The 16638-nt window shown below is 51.3% G+C and carries 14 protein-coding genes; 9 read left to right on the forward strand and 5 right to left on the reverse strand.

The genetic code is table 11. From position 1 onward, the window contains the following. Window positions 1-60 precede the first annotated feature (60 nt). Window positions 61-1116 carry an ArsO family NAD(P)H-dependent flavin-containing monooxygenase gene (locus B5D63_RS09875; protein ID WP_078668658.1) on the forward strand — a complete coding sequence of 352 codons (1056 nt, stop codon included), beginning with the start codon at window positions 61-63 and terminating at the stop codon, window positions 1114-1116. Window positions 1117-1236: 120 nt separating this feature from the next. After that, window positions 1237-1662, forward strand: coding sequence for an SRPBCC family protein (locus B5D63_RS09880; RefSeq protein ID WP_078668659.1), 426 nt, complete (start codon window positions 1237-1239; stop codon window positions 1660-1662). 50 nt (window positions 1663-1712) lie between these two features. On the opposite strand, the gene B5D63_RS09885 is transcribed toward B5D63_RS09880, so the two are convergent. Further along, a complete protein-coding gene (locus B5D63_RS09885; RefSeq protein ID WP_078668660.1) occupies window positions 1713-2465 on the reverse strand; it encodes a patatin-like phospholipase family protein in 753 nt (250 codons plus the stop codon). A gap of 184 nt (window positions 2466-2649) precedes the next feature. On the opposite strand from B5D63_RS09885, the gene B5D63_RS09890 reads away from it, so the two are divergent. The 6 genes from B5D63_RS09890 to B5D63_RS09915 all read left to right on the forward strand — a co-directional run bounded on the left by B5D63_RS09890 (window position 2650) and on the right by B5D63_RS09915 (window position 10147). Continuing rightward, window positions 2650-5043: an ABC transporter permease gene (locus B5D63_RS09890; protein WP_159455969.1), complete on the forward strand. Its 2394-nt coding sequence runs from the start codon at window positions 2650-2652 to the stop codon at window positions 5041-5043. A 111-nt stretch (window positions 5044-5154) separates the two neighbouring features. Continuing rightward, window positions 5155-5871, forward strand: coding sequence for a response regulator transcription factor (locus B5D63_RS09895; RefSeq protein ID WP_078668662.1), 717 nt, complete (start codon window positions 5155-5157; stop codon window positions 5869-5871). Beyond that, entirely contained in the window at window positions 5855-7213 is a 1359-nt protein-coding gene (locus tag B5D63_RS09900) for a sensor histidine kinase (RefSeq protein ID WP_078668663.1), read from the forward strand. The genes B5D63_RS09895 and B5D63_RS09900 overlap by 17 nt, the downstream gene beginning before the upstream one ends. A gap of 109 nt (window positions 7214-7322) precedes the next feature. After that, window positions 7323-7811, forward strand: a complete 489-nt coding sequence (locus B5D63_RS09905; RefSeq protein WP_078668664.1) for a hypothetical protein — start codon at window positions 7323-7325, stop codon at window positions 7809-7811. Window positions 7812-7830: 19 nt separating this feature from the next. Continuing rightward, window positions 7831-8748: a bestrophin family protein gene (locus tag B5D63_RS09910; RefSeq protein WP_078668665.1), complete on the forward strand. Its 918-nt coding sequence runs from the start codon at window positions 7831-7833 to the stop codon at window positions 8746-8748. Between the two features lie 169 nt (window positions 8749-8917). Beyond that, the gene (locus B5D63_RS09915; RefSeq protein ID WP_078668666.1) at window positions 8918-10147 is read left to right on the forward strand and encodes an ROK family transcriptional regulator; all 1230 of its coding nucleotides are present in this window, start codon (window positions 8918-8920) and stop codon (window positions 10145-10147) included. Between the two features lie 2 nt (window positions 10148-10149). Here the strand turns inward: B5D63_RS09915 and B5D63_RS09920 are convergent, their stop codons facing one another. Further along, complete coding sequence (locus tag B5D63_RS09920) at window positions 10150-11046, reverse strand: DUF1266 domain-containing protein (RefSeq protein WP_078668667.1); 897 nt, start codon at window positions 11044-11046, stop codon at window positions 10150-10152. A 242-nt stretch (window positions 11047-11288) separates the two neighbouring features. After that, window positions 11289-11630 (reverse strand): winged helix-turn-helix transcriptional regulator, encoded by a 342-nt coding sequence (locus tag B5D63_RS09925; protein ID WP_078668668.1) that lies wholly within the window; start codon window positions 11628-11630, stop codon window positions 11289-11291. A gap of 116 nt (window positions 11631-11746) precedes the next feature. Here B5D63_RS09925 and B5D63_RS09930 point away from each other — a divergent pair, with 116 nt between their 5' ends. Further along, window positions 11747-12559 carry a DNA alkylation repair protein gene (locus B5D63_RS09930; protein WP_078668669.1) on the forward strand — a complete coding sequence of 271 codons (813 nt, stop codon included), beginning with the start codon at window positions 11747-11749 and terminating at the stop codon, window positions 12557-12559. A gap of 42 nt (window positions 12560-12601) precedes the next feature. On the opposite strand, the gene B5D63_RS09935 is transcribed toward B5D63_RS09930, so the two are convergent. Beyond that, the gene (locus B5D63_RS09935) at window positions 12602-13789 is read right to left on the reverse strand and encodes a Ca2+-dependent phosphoinositide-specific phospholipase C (RefSeq protein WP_078668670.1); all 1188 of its coding nucleotides are present in this window, start codon (window positions 13787-13789) and stop codon (window positions 12602-12604) included. A 20-nt stretch (window positions 13790-13809) separates the two neighbouring features. Then, a complete protein-coding gene (locus B5D63_RS09940; RefSeq protein ID WP_078668671.1) occupies window positions 13810-16596 on the reverse strand; it encodes a TonB-dependent receptor in 2787 nt (928 codons plus the stop codon). Window positions 16597-16638 lie beyond the last annotated feature (42 nt).

Genomic DNA, 16638 nt, shown 5'->3' on the forward strand with positions numbered 1-16638 from the left:
TTTTTTGAAAAAAGAAATACCCTTTTGGCCGGTTACCTTTATTATTGTAAACTACACAGGATGGAATACGACGTAATTATCATTGGTGGCGGCCAGAGCGCGCTCGCCGTAGCTTACTACCTCCGGCGCACCTCCCAGCGGTTTCTCCTGCTCGACGGGGAAGCGCATCCGGGAGGTTCCTGGCAGCATGGCTGGCATTCCCTGTCCCTTTTCTCTCCGGCGCTATGGAGCTCATTGCCCGGCGTGCTGATGCCTGGCGGGCAGCAGTACTACCCCTCCCGTGATGAAACGATTCAATATCTGCGGGCGTATGAAGACCGTTACCAGTTTCCCGTACAAAGACCGGTGAAAGTGCTGTCCGTAGAGAAAGATGCTGATGGCTACCGCTTGCAGACCACGGCTGGCGACTACCGCACCCGTGCGGTGGTCAGCGCCACCGGCAGCTTCGTCAACCCCTACTTTCCGGATATCCCGGGGAAAGAACGTTTCCGCGGCACCCTCCTGCACTCTTCCCGGTACCAGTCGCCCTACACGTTCCGCGGCCAGCGGGTGGCCGTAGTGGGCGAAGGCAACTCCGGCGCGCAGATACTGGCCGACCTGGCGCCCGTAGCCGATACCCTGTGGATCACCCGGCAGCCCCCCTCCTTCCTGCCGGACCATATAGATGGTAAATACCTTTTTGACGCCGCCACCATGCAATATGAAGCCATGCAACAAGGCAAGGACTTTCAGCGGCCCTCCCTCGGGCAGATCGTGATGGTGCCAGCCGTAAAAGCGGCCAGGGACAGCGGTGTTTATCAACATTACCTGCCTGCCTTCGATTATTTTTATGAAGATGGTATTGCGTGGGAGAACGGACAAAAAGAAGCCGTCGATACCGTTATCTTCTGCACCGGCTTCCGGCCCGCGCTGGAGCATCTGCGGCCGCTGGGCATCATGCAGCCCAATGGCAAAATCAATACCCGTGGTACCATGGCCACAGACATGCCCGGATTATGGCTGGTAGGATACGGCCAGTGGACCGGCTTCGCCTCCGCCACCCTGATCGGGGTGGGCAGAACAGCACGAAAAACAGCGGAAGAACTGATCGCTTACCTGGAAAACGCTCAAGGATAAACAAAAAAGGTTGGCGTAAAATGCCTCCTGTTTGCCGCTATCACACACCATCTATCCGGACAAGTCGCCGTAAGTTTGTATTGTCAACAACAAACAAAAAAAATCTAAAATACTTATATCATGACAACCGCAAATCAGACTACCATTACCGTAGAAAGCACTATCAACGCCCCTATTGAAAAAGTATGGCAATACTGGAACGCTCCGGAACACATCACCCAATGGTGTGCAGCATCCGACGACTGGCACGCACCCGAGGCTTCCAACGATCTGCGTACCGGCGGTAAATTCAGCACTACCATGGCTGCTAAAGACGGCAGCTTCAGCTTCGATTTCGGCGGCGAATACACTGAAGTGAAAGAACACGAACTGATCACTTATCAGCTCGGCGACAACCGCCGCGTAAAGATCATCTTCAACAGCTACGGTGATACTACCCATATTACCGAAACTTTTGATCCTGAAAACACCAACTCGCCGGAAATGCAACAGGCTGGCTGGCAGGCTATCCTGGACAACTTCCGCAAGTACACCGAAAATAACTAAGCGTAATTTATATCAGGCCGGGGCGTAAGCGCTCCGGCCTGTTTTTGATCTTACATCATTGTCTTCAGTAACTTCCGCGTATAGCCGAGACCGATAGTATAGATCGCATCAAATTTACTGAAATCGAATATCCCGAATTGCCCTAATCCTTCCGGCTCGATAAAATACTCACACTGTTGTTTGCTTTTCAGCACCGGCTCCCGGATAGCCATATGCACCGTGCGTTCCATGTTGGCAAAAAAACCACCCGCAGGGTTATACGGTGTCAGCGGGTTTACATGCACGCCTATCACCCGTTTATATTTTAACAGCAGCGGTTCAACAGGCAGGTTACCGGAAAGTCCTCCGTCCACATAAGGGACCCCGTCTATGTCCACCGGGCGGAATAACATAGGAATTGTAGAAGCTGCGAGGATAGCCGGTATCAGCGGACCGCGATCGAAAATTTTCTGTTCACCGTTTGCAAAATTGGTTGCCGCCACATACAGCGGCACAGGCAACGATTCAAAAGTAGTATGCCGCAGATTTTTCTTCAGGGCCTCTTCTACTTTTTTTAACGACAAAAAACCGGCGCGCCAGTTTTTCCATTCCATGGATAACCCCAGCTTCTGCTGCCGGAATATTTCCCGGACTTCATCCGTATGAAAACCGTCGCAGATAAATGCGGCGGCAATAGAGCCCGCACTGGTGGCTGCAATAGCTTCCGGAAAAATCTGCCGTTCGGCAAAAGCTTTCAGCACGCCTAAATGGGCATAGCCACGGGCGCCTCCCCCGGACAATACAAACGGACGTAACACAGGCATATGGGATGCGGTTTGATTTACACTTCAAGATAGCCAAAAAACAAACGCAGGGAAACAGGGCGTTGTCCGGAAACGGACAGAAAGCTGTCCGCCCGTGAACAAACCAGGACCGCTACAGCCAGTACCACCGGTCCTTTCATGGCTGGCAATGTTATTGTGCATTCAGGTCAACCAATATCGTCTCATGTTACGCAACTACCTGAAAATTGCCTGGCGGAACCTGAACAAGCACCGTCTGTACACGTTAATCAACGTCATGGGCCTTGCATTGGCCACCGCTACATTTCTGCTGATCACGCACTACCTGCGGTTTGAATACAGTTATGAAGATTTCTATAAAAATGCTGACAACATATACCGTGTGACGCTGGACCGCTACAAGGGAGCGGAGTTTGTGGTGACCGACTGCGAAACCCACTATCCACTGGGACCTCTTATGAAAAAGGAAATACCGGAAATAAAGGATTTTGTACGGATACAGTCCATGGAAGAATTCCGCGAAATAAAACAGGGCAACCGGATTTTCCGGATGGACCGGTTCTACGCCGCCGACCCGTCTGTTTTTACCGTATTCAACTATCGTTTTATTGAAGGCGGTCCGGCCACCGCGCTACATGCACCGTTTCAGGCGGTCATCACCGCTTCCGTGGCCAGGAAACTGTTTGGACAGGTACATGCCAAAGGCAAAATTTTCGAGATCCTCAATAAAGTATTCACCGTTTCCGGTGTGATAGAAGACCTGCCCCCCAATACCCATCTCAAAATCAACGCGCTGGTCTCCTACGCCACACTGCCCTCCCTTGGCCGGGTACTGGATAACTGGAACGGCAACAACACCTTCACCTATGTGCAACTGGCGCCGCATAGCAGTCTCCCGCTTCTCAACGAAAAACTGAAAAAACTGTCCAAAGAACATATCAGGGAAAATATCTTCACCGCACAGGCCATCAAAGATATCCACCTGTACTCCCATAAATCCTTCGAACCGGAGATCAACGGAGACATCAGGACAGTACGCTTTCTTATGGTCACTGCTGTTCTTATACTGCTGGTGGGCTCCGTGAATTATGTGAACCTTACCACCGCCCGTGCTGCTGAAAGAGTCAGGGAAACAGGTATGCGTAAGGCATTGGGTTCTTCCCGTAGTATGCTGATCAGCCAGTTTATGGTAGAAAACCTGTTGATTAATCTGTTGGCGATGGGTACAGCCCTTGTACTCGTTAAGCTGGCGCTGCCCGCTTACTTTAACCTGATGAACCGGCCGGAAGATGCCGGCTTCTTTGTTTCTCCGACGTTATGGCTCATGGTGGCCGCCCTTTTTCTGCTCAACTGCCTGCTTTCCGGTATTTACCCTGCGCTGTTTTTGTCTGGTGTACCACCGGTGAGCGTGACCAAAAGAACATTTACCGGTGGCGCCAAAGGTGTGCTGCTCAGGAAGGCACTGGTCGTAGGGCAGTTTACCGCCGCATTGGTCGTGCTCTCCGCCTCTTTCATCGTATACCGGCAGTTGAACTGGCTCCGTACGCAGGACCTGGGCCTGAGTACCGACCAGGTGCTGATTGTCAGCGCGCCGTCTGCCGACGAGGAAGTTGCCCGGAAAAACGACCTGACCGCCTTTCGTAACAGCGTGCTGCAGCTGCCGCAGGTAAAGCAGGTGTCTGCCTGCGGTTCGGTACCCGGTATCGATCTTTCCATGGTGAGCAGCAGTTCCGGGATCAGCCAGTATGGCTCCGGGACAGGAGCGGGGTATAACTACTACCTCTATAGTATCGACGCCGGTTTTATACCCACCATGCAGATAAAAATGGCTGCAGGACGCAATTTCGACCCGGGCAGCAACAACGCCAACGCCGTGATCATCAACCGGGAAGCAGCCAGGCTATTGGGCTTCAGCAGTCCCGAAGCGGCCGTTGGCGGCAGGATAACGCCCTCCTTTAGCGACACCCTCCCCTACTCCACCATTGTGGGCGTAACAGAGAACTACCACCAGCAGTCCATGAAAGACGTGTTGCTGCCGATGTTCCATTGGTACGATGACACGGGCAACTTTTACGTCCTGAAAATACACACCGCCGATATGCCCGGCACACTGGCTGCTATTAAACAACTATGGGAACAGCAGCATCCCGGTTATCCGTTCGACTACCATTTCCTCGACGCTATGTATCAACAGCAATACCAGGGGGATGAACAATTCGGTAAGGTGGTGAAGCTGTTTTCTGTATTTACCCTGCTCATTACCTGCCTGGGTATTCTGGGGCTGACCGCCTTCAGCATCACCAAACGAAGGAAAGAAATCGGCATCCGCAAAACGCTGGGGGCTTCTGCAGGACATATTGTGACGTTGCTCAGCCGCGACTTCGTGTACCTGATATTGATTGCGCTGGCGGTGGCCACGCCGCTGACCTGGTGGGCGATGAGTCAGTGGCTGAACAGTTTCGCTTACCGTGCACCTATTTCATGGACCGTCTTCAGTATGGCAGGTCTGCTTACACTGTCGGTAGCCATGGTGACGATCAGTTTCCAGACGCTGCGCGCAGCGCTGGACAACCCTGTGAATGCGCTCCGGTCTGAATAATATTTATATGCATCCTGCAATAGCGGGCCTGCTATTGTTTTGTTAAAAGTCAACCACAAAATATTTTCCCGGGGGATACGCTTTAGCCTACATGTCCTATATTTGTCGTGTATGAAATTACTGTTAGTAGAGGACGAACCGGCGGTAGTATCCGTGATCACGCGCGGTTTGGCGGAAGCCGGCTATGAAGTGAGCGTTGCGCCTGATGGCGCCAGCGGCCTGCGTATGGCGCTGGACAACCGTTCGTTTTTACTGATCATACTGGATGTGATGCTTCCCAATATGAACGGGATAGAAGTGTGCCGCGCCCTGCGCGCCGCACAGATAGCCACGCCCATACTCATGCTCACGGCGCTGGGCACCACCGAAAATATCGTGATGGGGCTGGACAGCGGTGCAGACGACTACCTGGTGAAGCCTTTCAAACTAGCAGAACTGGAAGCCCGCATCCGCAGCCTGACACGGCGCAAAAATAATATAACCGCCCCCGTTACCACCCCGGAGCTGGGACTGCTACAACTGGGCGACCTGGAACTGAACACCGACACCAAAGCGGCCAGCAGGCAAGGGAAAAACATCCAGCTCACCGCCACCGAATACCGGCTGCTGGAATACCTGATGAAAAATCCCCGGAAAGTGTTGTCCCGGATGGAACTCCTGGAACAGGTGTGGGGCATCGACTTTAATATGAACACCAAAGTGGTGGACGTCTATATTAACTATCTCCGGAAAAAAATCAACAAAAACAATCTCCCTGAACTGATACAAACCGTAACGGGACTGGGTTACATGCTAAAGGAACAAAAGGCGGATGAAAATACGCACTAAAATACTGCTCATCTTTGCCGGTCTCACCATCTCTACGATCATGGTGATGAGCGTACTTGTGTATTATTTTGCCAACCAGCATTCTTTCGAAGATTTTTATAAACGGCTCGAAATACGCGCCTACCTTACCGCCCGGGCCTCTCTTCCCTATTACGAGGCCGACTCTGTGATCTACAACGAGATCCGTGACGAACACCTGGAGAAACTGCCTGCCGAAAAAGAATACCTGTTACAGGTGAGCGGCAACGGCCAGGTGCAGCAGGACAGCTCCCTGAAACTGCCAGTCAGCTTCTATCAGCAGGTATTGACCAACAGTAAGGCCACCTATCGCCAGGGCAACCGCTTCTATGAGGGGGTGCTCTACAAAAGCAAAAAGGGACTGTATATCGTGATCGTATCGGCCATCAACCAGTACAGCGCCGATTACCTGGGATGGCTGCGCAAAATCCTGCTGATCTGCTTCGTGGTGTCTTCCGCTATCCTGATTGCGGTGGGCGCCTTCTTTTCCCGGTATATCTTCCGGCCCATCCGGCATATTATGCACCAGGTGAAAAGCATCAGCTCCCGTAACCTGCACCTGCGGCTGCAGGCCAAAGAAAGTCATGATGAGATCAATGAGCTGGCCACCACGTTCAACAATATGCTGGACCGGCTGGAAACGGCCTTTGAAACGCAGAATAACTTTGTCAGCAACGCCTCTCATGAACTGAGCACCCCCCTCACCGCCATCATTGGCGAAGCAGAACTGGCACTCAATAAAGACAGGACTCCTGAAAATTATACCGCCGCCCTGCGCAGTATCCTTAGCGAGGCCGGCCGGCTGGAACATATTACCAAGAGCCTCCTGCACCTTGCGCAGACCGGCTTCGACGGCAAAAAGCAGGACTGGGGGCAGGTGCGCATGGATGAGCTGCTGTTCACCATCAAAAGCACCGTAGATAAAATACACCCTGGCAATAAAGTAGAGATAGACTACAGCCTCTTCCCGGAAGAAGAAGAAAAACTGTCTGTCAACGGCAACGAACAACTGCTGGAACTGGCGCTGAGCAACATTGTGATGAACGCCATCAAATACTCCAACAACCAGCCTGTTTCCATTGCGCTGGCTGCCACCGACCTGAAAATACTGATCAATATAAAAGACCAGGGTATCGGTATCCCGCCTGCCGACCTGCCGTATATCTTCTCCCCCTTCTTCCGCGCCTCCAATACCGGCCTCTTTAAAGGGTATGGTATCGGGCTGCCGCTGGCGATGAATATCCTCCGGATGCATAAAGGAGATATCATCGTAGAAAGCCAGGTAAACGTGGGAACCGAGATCAGAGTTGAACTTCCACTGTAGCGGCTGCTTTTCTTACCGTTTTCTTACCACATTCTTACCACCTTTTAACCCCCTTCTTACCGCTTACTAACCTGCGGCTGGTAGTTTTGTGATCATAAAAGCAACAGCTATGAAAAATATACTCATTCCGACCGATTTCTCCATACGTTCACTGGGATATGTGCACAGCGTTGTAGCCCACTACCCCAACGAAGCTGTGAATATCATTTTTATGCACGCCTTGCATATGCCCGATTCATTGTTTGACCTGATTACGTATACCCGTAACAGTAGGCACATCGAGCTGATCACCGCCGATTTCAAAGATGGTTGCGAGATCATCCGTAACAAATATGCCTCTTCTGTCAATAAGCTGAAAGTGGAATTTTTCCATGGTAATACCAGGGTGGCATTCCGCAACTTCTGCCTGGCACAGAACATAGATGTGATCCTGCAGCCGACCGACAACGATTTTATTTGTCCTTCCAAAAGAAGTTTCAATCCGGCCAAACTGATCGCTTCTTCCAAATATCCATTGATTAAAACAACACTGACCGGATCTACCCGGAAGATAGTCGCCAAATCTACTATTTCCGCGCTGCTGATGGCTTCAGAATAACTACTAAAAACAGGGAGCTATGTTACTAAAGAAGAATATCCCCTTAAAATATGTATTCGGTAAAATCAAATACGAGATGCTGCTGGTAGCGGTGTATACCATGGCCATCAGTGTACTGTATTTCCAGTTTGATTTGACCTTTATCAGTATTCCGATAGCCGTACCCATGGTGCTGGGCACTGTCTTATCACTGCTGCTGGCTTTCCGTTCCAACCAGGCGTACGACCGCTGGTGGGAAGCACGGACCATCTGGGGCGCTGTCGTGAATGATTCCCGTACCCTGACAAGACAGGTTCTGAGTTTGATGGATTCCACCTACGCATCAGAAGAGATGCAGCATTTTCAGGAACGGTTTGTAAAGCGGCAGGCAGCCTGGTGTTACAGCCTCGGGCAGTCATTAAGAAAAACAGATCCGGTAAAAGGGTTAGACAGGTTAATCACCAGAAGGGAGTTGAACCATTTGATGAAATATGATAATGTACCGGCTGCCCTGTTGCTTTTACATGGTAAGGACCTGAAAGAAGCGCTGAACAATGGTTGGATCAACCAGTACCAGCAGGTATGTATGGACCAGACGTTGTCCCGCCTGTGCGATTCTATGGGTAAATGCGAAAGGATCAAGAATACGGTGTTTCCGGCCACTTACAGCCTGTACACGCACTTTACGCTGATCTTTTTTATCCTGTTATTACCATTTTCCCTGGTAGACGTACTGGGCTTTATGGAAATACCGCTGGTGATTGCCATCGCCTCCTCTTTCCTGCTGATAGAGAAGATGGGCATCAACCTGCAGGACCCGTTCGAAAATAAACCTACAGATACGCCGGTAACCACCATCGCCCGCAATATTGAAAAAGACCTGCGGCAGATGTTACAGGAACAGTACGAACCACAGGAGGAAGTACTGGAAACAGGCAGAAGGTATTATGTACTATAAGACATTCCGCTCATGTGTCAGTTAACGTCTAAGACAAGGACGTAATATTTATAGCGTATAGTTTCCCCCGGTATATACCGGGGGTTTTTCTTGTCTGGTCACCAGATGGACCAAATGGGGGAAATTGATTATCTTGGTATCATCAAACAAATCCTTTATCAACCCATACATGGCAAGAAACAACTCATTTCTCAGTGATCTGTATAACGAGGAGATAACCGGCGTTGCTTACAAAAACCTCCAGCTGAAGAAAAGCATCCTGTCGTGGTTTGCCAACCAGGGCAGCACCACCATTGCGGACCTGAGCAAGGTGCTGAATGTAAGCTCCCCCAAGATTGCAGAGCTGATCAACGAACTGATGGAAGCCGGGCTGGTAAAGGACTACGGCAAAACAGAATCCACCGTGGGCCGCAGGCCCAACCTGTATGGGCTGGAGTCCAACTCCCTGTTTTTCCTGGGCGTGGAGGTCAAAAACAATTATATCAACATCGGCCTGCTCAATTTCCAGAAGGAGCTGGTGAAGTTCCAGGAAAAGATCCCTTACGAGCTGAGCAACACGGCCGCCTCGCTGGACGAGCTTTGCCGCCTGATCAGCCAGTTCATCAAAGAGCTGAAAGGCGTCGCCAGGAAGATCTCCAGTATCTGCATCAACCTGTCCGGCCGTATCAACTACCGCACCGGCTACAGTTACAGCTACTTTTATTTCAATGAAGAACCCCTTACCCGCATCATAGAGCGTAAACTGGGCGTTAAAACCTATGTGGAAAACGACTCCCGGTCCATGGCCTACGGTGAGTTCTGCAATGGTGTGGTGAAGAATGAAAAAAACGTAATTTTCATCAACGCCGATTACGGTATAGCCCTGGGCGTTATGATCAACGGGGAACTGTATTATGGCAAATCCGGTTTTTCCGGTGAGTTTGGGCATATCCCCTTTTTTGAAAACGAGATCCTCTGTCACTGCGGCAAGAAAGGCTGCCTCGAAACCGAAACATCCGGACAGGCGCTGGTACGGCAGTTCAAACAACGGTTATCTGAAGGGGCTACTTCGGGCATCACCCGGAAAATAGCGGTGAAAGACATTACGCTGGAAGATATTCTGGATGCCGCTAATCACGACGATACGCTGGCCATAGAGCTGATTGCCGCCATCGGAGAGAAACTGGGCAAAGGCATTGCTATTCTGATCAACCTGTATAATCCGGAGCTGATTATCCTGGGAGGGGCATTGTCCGCCACGGGGGAAACGATTTTCCTGCCTTTGCGGAGCGCCATCAATAAATATTCCCTTAGCCTTGTCAATAATGATACGCAATACAAGCTGTCCAAGCTGGGCAGCAGGGCCGGCGTAATTGGCGCCTCCCTGCTGGCCCGTAATAAGCTATTTGATATGTTATAGGCCTATGCCTTCCAGGGCAGCGTTACCCAGGGGCTGTCCGGCGCCTGCAACAGGTAATTCATATTGTTTTGCAACGCCTGGAAACTATCTTCCTCCACCCCATTCCATACGCAGCGGGCAAACTGGTAGGAGAGCGACAGGTGCCTCCATGAACTGTAAGTACGCCTGATCACCGGCACGCAGGCCATGATCTGCTCCAATGCCGCTTCATACCCGATGTATCCCGCGTCAAAGCCTGCCCTGGAGAGGTTGATGATACGGGCAAAATCCCATATCAGCATATCCGGCTGCAGCTTGTCGTGGATGAGCTGTTTGCTGCGGAACAGTTCCAGCGCATCGCGGGTATTGCGCAGACGCTCCATCACCACGGCCTCTTCCAGCTCGTTGGCCGCAATGTATTCCCGCAGAAAGGCTTTGCTTTCTTTCATGGACACGCTGCTGATGGCCTGTAAGATGATGTCATAATCAATTCTGTGGCCGCTCTCCCGGAGCCATGCGAACATCTCGTTCAGTTCTTCCGGACTGTCGATGTCCCACCATTCGGAAAGTAACTGACGGCATTCCGGTTTGGAAATACCCGTGGTAAGGTCGTTGAGGTATTGGCCGTTGAGGAAAGCCAGATCGGCCCCACAGGCTACGGCCCATTGTTGTTCCTGTGTTAGTAAGCTGGTTTTATTCAGCAACACCGTTTCCGGTTCCCGGCTGAGCGCTTCTTCATCGGCATCGTCGCCGGTAAAAAACTGATTAAACTGTTTGATGTTTTCCGCAAATGGAAGAAGTTGATCAGTCGTATTCATCGACTGTTCCATCTGCTGGCGGTACAGGTTAATCATCTCGTTGCTCAGGCCCAGATTCTTCAGTTGTTGCCAGTACAGTTCCATATACTGCTGGGAATTCATGGGAAATGGTTTTTGGGTATGGTCGTATGCGTATTCTGATACAAGATAGACATTCCCGTAATCATAACCAAAAACCTTTTTGTGAGGCAACCTCACCTTTTCATCTGACTATCAATGGCTTGAATAGCCATAACACAAAATAGCCATTTCTGCCGAAGCACTGTAATCCTTTACCCATAGCGATTCAGGGGGATTATTTCCGGCAGGGAACCGGTAGCAGCTCCGGAACACAGGCGTGGCCGTTATACTTTAGCTGCCTGCCGCAATAGTAAATCCCCCCAGTCATTCAGTTGCCACAACACTTTCACCAGCTCCGCTCCCAGTGCAGTAAGCCGGTACTCCACCCTGGGAGGCACTTCATTAAAACTTTCACGGGAGATAATACCCGCAGCTTCCAGCTCTTTCAACTGCTGATTGAGTACCCGCCTGTCTACACGGCCAATACCCCGCAAAAACTCGCTGGGCCTCTTTTTCCCTTCATTGATCTGCCACACGATAGGGATCTTCCACTTTCCGCTGATGGCATTAACAGCAAATTCCAGCGGGCAAATTTTTTCTTCAATAGCACGGTCCTTTGTCTTCATAAAATTGACTTTTTTGTCCCTATGGGATAAAAATATGCGGTATTGTCCGGCTCCATTTGTTTTCTCACCTTTGCGAAAACAACAGGCCTGCCTGCATATTATTCATTTTTACAAACATGGACAAACCCACCCGCAAAGGCGCCAGATCTACGAAGGACATCACGCCGGAAATACAACGCCAACTGAACAATGGGGAAACATCCTCGGTCAACCTGACCGAATGGCTGGCCGTAGACCAGCGGACATTACTCGCCCACCTGCTGCAACAGCTGGACCGGCAACAATATCTGAAGCCCGTACTGTCTGCTGCCGGCCAGCTAAAAAAACAGACGGTCAATACGCTCAACGAAGTTATCGGGACCACGCTTTTGTCACTGGCAACCACCCACCAGGACCAGGAACTATTGGATAAGATGATGCAGCATCCGGCTGATATGGTGCGGTGCTGGGCCACCTATACCATCGGCCGCCATCCCGCGTTATCGCTGGCAGAAAAGCTGCAACGTATCCAGGTCTTTGCGGCCGATGATCATTTCGGGGTAAGAGAAATCTGCTGGATGGCTGTCCGGCCGGATATAGCCACACACGTAAAGGAAAGCATCACTATATTGTCCACCTGGACCGCCCACAACAATCCTTATGTCAGGAGGTTCGCCACAGAAGCCACCAGGCCCAGAGGCGTATGGTGCGAGCATATAGAAGTCCTCAAAAAAGAACCCTCACAGGCACTGGCAATACTGGAGCCGCTAAAAGCGGATGAAGCCCGGTATGTACAGGACAGTGTAGGCAACTGGCTCAACGATGCCGGTAAAACACGGCCCGATTTCGTACAGGCGCTCTGCCAGCGCTGGCAACAGGAAAGCGATAGCAAAGCGACCGCCTACATCGTCAAAAAAGCGCTACGCACCCTCACAAAAAAGACAGCATAACCTCCGCAGAAGTTATGCTGTCACCAGAGAAACAAACCCTGATTATTTGCGGGCATTCACGGGATTAGGCTTTGCTTCCCCGCCTCCCGGCAGGGTCACAAAATACGGCGTGCCGTAACCATTCCCCGGCCGGAAAAAATCCGTGGAGATAATCTGGGCGCCGCTTCTAAATGCTGCATCGGCACGGGTATGGTCATTCACTTTCGCCTCATACGTTTCTATATCGGAGCGGGTCCTTACCAAAAAACCTTGCTGCACGGCCTGCTGTATCTCCTGCTGGCGTGTAATGGCATTGTCCAGCAGTAAAAACGCAGCATAACTGTCCTGTGGCTGCGACTGCATAAACATCACCCGGCCTTCCAGGTTAGGCCTGTTCTTAGCATAGTCGGACGTAAGGTTCATACCAGCCGTGGAAGGCAGCAGCAGGAAAACAAATTTTCCGCGGGCGGCTTTTACGGTCGGCCAGTTTTTTGCCAGCACCGCCTCACGCAGTGTAGGAAACCTGCCGTGTACATCGTCAGGTGTAATCAGTTTGTCCCTCCCCAATTGCGCAAGCACCTCCTGGTCTAAGGCATCGAAAGCCTTTTCGTCAAAAGGCAATACCTCCGCAGCTCCGGGGAACAACGGGATACCTTTGTCTTTTGCTTCAATCATCACATAGATCGGAAAGTGGCCGGGATGAGCGTCGGACCAGGAGCGCATAGCCGCCAGCGCGCCTTTGAAGGTAGTATAGTGCGTGCGGAAATCAATATCTGCCATGTGCAACACTTTGAAGCCCGGCTTGTCCAGGTCAGTGGTATCAAAAGGCGCGAGGTCCGTCACACCTTTCCGGCGCAGCACCTGGTAGGCCGCAGGATGGTTAAACCGGTTACCGGTAGGATCGTTATACACATCTATCTCGATACTCCTGATACCCGCGTCCAGCTGTACATCAAACGGAGGATGATTGTAATGCAGTCCTTCGCTCATCTTTACTTTGTTGGGATGAAACTCCTGGAAAGCGGCCAGTTGTTCTTTCGGCATGCTTTTCATATACGTCTCTCCCATTTTTTCAAAGACGGGATCAATCAAAGCCAGCACGGAGGAATCCACCGGACGGGCGTAACTGTTATGTGTGCCCAGTACCTGCACCTGGTTTATTTTGAGCTTGTCCAGCGACTGCGCACTGCAAACGGTGGTAACACAGGCCATCAGCATTGTCCCCAATGCATGGGTAATATTTATTCTCATCGTTAATCGTTTTTTTGTCTTTAGAAAATTTTAACGCTCACGCCTATCTGTCCGCGGAGCGAATACCATTCGGCTTGCTCCACGCGATCAAAAGTGCCGTGGTAATAGCGTACCGGCGCGTTGGTGATATTATTCAGTTCGAGGAATGTCCTGATCTTCGGCGTAATGGCATAAGAAGCGGAAAAGTCGACCGTGAAGTTCTCTGCATACCAGCGGTAATGGTCCGGGCCGGCAGCCTGACGGATTACATCCAGGTATTTACCTTTGTAGTTGCCCGCTATCCTCGTCATTAACTTTCCGTATTCATACAAGAGCGAGGCGTTGAAGATATGTTTGGCCTGTTTGGGGATCACACTGTTGTCTTCCACCTTTTCGTTGTTCACAAACCGGGGGATTTTCACGCGGGAATCGGTGTAGGTATAGTTGACATCCACGCCAAAGCCTTTCCAGAAGCCAGGCAGTCCGGTGAACCGTTTCACAAAGCCAGCTTCGACACCTGCCAGCCAAGCCCCTTGCAGGTTCTGGGGTTCGCTCACGGTATACTGTATACCATTGATATTTTCAGAAGACTGGTTCGTATATACCAGGTCGGTTAGTTTTTTGTAGAACACGCCTGCATTAACCATGCCGATACCACCGAAATAGTGTTCGGCCATCAGGTCGAAATTATTGGCAAACGTGGGTTTCAGGGCCGCGTTGCCCCGGGTGATGAGTTTATTGGCATCGTCCTGCGTAGTGCCGGGGTTCAGGTTATTGAAATCCGCGCGGGCAAAGCTGCGGGTATAAGCCACCCGCAGTATATCCTTCTCCGTTAGCTGGTATTTTACATGCAACATCGGCAGGAAAGCGTTGTAGCTATTGTCCTGTGTAAGGGTCGTTACCTGCTTGCCGTTCACTTTGCTGCCATTGAAAGTCACCTTGTTGTACTCATTGCGGATACCGCCGGTCAGCATCAGTTTATCGGACACTTTGTATTCCCCCATCACGTAAAGCGCATATACGTTTTCCACACCGCTGAAGTACTTGGTGGCGCCGGATGCATTGGTAGCAGAATCCACCTGGAAGGGATACAGTTTATACCGGCTGATACCTTCCGGCGTAACCAGCGATTGCAGATTACCCAGTGCCATCTGATCGATGATCACGTTGTTGTAGGGTGAATGGATTTCAGACAGGAAGCCGCCGTTGTAAGGGAAAGGTTCGGTGCCGAGGCTGGCCATGGACGGCGCCGCGCCCTGCATACCTGCGATGTATATGTTATAAGGCGACTGCACCACTTTGTCTTTGTGAATGAACTTACCACCGAATTTCAGCAGGAGCTTTTCTGACGGGGTATATTTTAAATTAAAACTGAAACGTTTGTTCTCCTCCCAGTTAGTGGCGCGTAGCATGATCACCTGCGACAGTTTCATGGCATCGGCAGTGATGGGGGTATTGGCCGATATATGCGGTAATACGGCGTCAATCACGTCACCCTTTCCGTCGGGGGCGTCCATGGCGAGGTACTTTTTACCATCGGCCGCGAGGCCTTCATAAGCAACTGCCTGCTGGAAAGTGGCCATAGGGTAGTATCCCGGATCTTTAAACCGGAACTTCGATTTATCCATGCTGGCAGCCCAGTCCAGCATGAGCTTTCCGGAGAAAACAGACTGACCGCTTAATTCGCCGGAATACAGGTCGGTGAAATAATTGGAGGCGCGGTCTGTGATGGTAGCGTTTTTATTGTTGAAATAGAAATAGGTCTCGCGTACGTTCTGTCCGTCGAGGAAGGAACTGTAGATACCTCTGAACTGAATCTTGTGCCGGTCGTTGAATTTATATTCCAGGCCGGCATTCAGGCCGGTGGTTTTCCGGTGGGCGATGTAGTCGCGCAGCTGCAGATCGGTGATGGAATACGACTGTTTTTCGTTCGGGTTGGCGAAGTCGTAGTTCATATTGTAGCGGTCCTGTGCAGCGGTGCGGTCCCAGATAACGGCAGATACGATGAAGCCCAGTTTGCCTTTCAGGAGGCGGTCGCCATAAACGACGGACGCGTTGTAGGAACCTTTGCGGGCCTGGTCGCCATACCCGCCGGCGGCGTTGATCCGCAGCATCCGGGACAGCGGCGCCGCCCTGGTGATGAAATTGATGGACCCGCCGATGGCATCCCCTTCCATATCGGGGGTGATGGCTTTGGACAGCTGTACGTATTCTATCAGTTCTGAAGGGAAGATATCCATCTGGATACGGCGGTCGGTATAATCCAGGCTGGCGGTGGGCAGGCGGTTACCATTCAGCAGGGTGGCGCTCCACTGAATGGGTGTGCCGCGTACAGATACATAACGTCCTTCACCCTGGTCCCGTTCAATGGAAACGCCCTGGATACGCTGCACCGCTTCTGCTGCATTGCGGTCCGGCAATTTACCGATAGCATCGGCGGCCAGTACTTCCATAATGCCCGGCGCATTTTTTTTGATGCTGATGGCCCGTATCTGTGAACCGGCGGAAGCGCCTTTCACCACCACTTCGCCCAGCACATCGTTGGCAGGCTCCATCATAATGGCGCCCAGCTGGTTCAATCCCGGTTTGACATCTACCTCAATTATTTTAATGGCAAACCCTACGTAGTTGATTTTAAGTGTCACTTTCCCGGTTTTCCGGAGGGTGAAGTTAAACACCCCGGAAAGATCGGTCTGCGTTCCGGCGCCATCGATGACGATAGTCGCAGAAGGCAATGGTCCCTCTTTGGATAAAATACTCCCCCGGATCTGCTGTGCCGTACAGAAAACAGGCAGGAGTAAAATCAGTAATAAAAGCCGGCTGCTCATGTGCGAAAAATATTTTCCGCAAAGGTGGGCCGGAGGCTGGTG

Origin of the sequence: Chitinophaga eiseniae, assembly GCF_900167135.1 — a bacterium.
GTDB classification, from domain to species: Bacteria; Bacteroidota; Bacteroidia; order Chitinophagales; family Chitinophagaceae; genus Chitinophaga; species Chitinophaga eiseniae.

Excerpts from the sequence above, each read along its gene's own strand:
- B5D63_RS09875 (WP_078668658.1), top strand. The coding sequence starts at position 61 with ATGGAATACGACGTAATTATCATTGGTGGCGGCCAGAGCGCGCTCGCC.
- B5D63_RS09880 (WP_078668659.1), top strand. The coding sequence starts at position 1,237 with ATGACAACCGCAAATCAGACTACCATTACCGTAGAAAGCACTATCAAC.
- B5D63_RS09885 (WP_078668660.1), bottom strand. The coding sequence starts at position 2,465 with ATGCCTGTGTTACGTCCGTTTGTATTGTCCGGGGGAGGCGCCCGTGGC.
- B5D63_RS09890 (WP_159455969.1), top strand. The coding sequence starts at position 2,650 with ATGTTACGCAACTACCTGAAAATTGCCTGGCGGAACCTGAACAAGCAC.
- B5D63_RS09895 (WP_078668662.1), top strand. The coding sequence starts at position 5,155 with ATGAAATTACTGTTAGTAGAGGACGAACCGGCGGTAGTATCCGTGATC.
- B5D63_RS09900 (WP_078668663.1), top strand. The coding sequence starts at position 5,855 with ATGAAAATACGCACTAAAATACTGCTCATCTTTGCCGGTCTCACCATC.
- B5D63_RS09905 (WP_078668664.1), top strand. The coding sequence starts at position 7,323 with ATGAAAAATATACTCATTCCGACCGATTTCTCCATACGTTCACTGGGA.
- B5D63_RS09910 (WP_078668665.1), top strand. The coding sequence starts at position 7,831 with ATGTTACTAAAGAAGAATATCCCCTTAAAATATGTATTCGGTAAAATC.
- B5D63_RS09915 (WP_078668666.1), top strand. The coding sequence starts at position 8,918 with ATGGCAAGAAACAACTCATTTCTCAGTGATCTGTATAACGAGGAGATA.
- B5D63_RS09920 (WP_078668667.1), bottom strand. The coding sequence starts at position 11,046 with ATGAATTCCCAGCAGTATATGGAACTGTACTGGCAACAACTGAAGAAT.
- B5D63_RS09925 (WP_078668668.1), bottom strand. The coding sequence starts at position 11,630 with ATGAAGACAAAGGACCGTGCTATTGAAGAAAAAATTTGCCCGCTGGAA.
- B5D63_RS09930 (WP_078668669.1), top strand. The coding sequence starts at position 11,747 with ATGGACAAACCCACCCGCAAAGGCGCCAGATCTACGAAGGACATCACG.
- B5D63_RS09935 (WP_078668670.1), bottom strand. The coding sequence starts at position 13,789 with ATGAGAATAAATATTACCCATGCATTGGGGACAATGCTGATGGCCTGT.
- B5D63_RS09940 (WP_078668671.1), bottom strand. The coding sequence starts at position 16,596 with ATGAGCAGCCGGCTTTTATTACTGATTTTACTCCTGCCTGTTTTCTGT.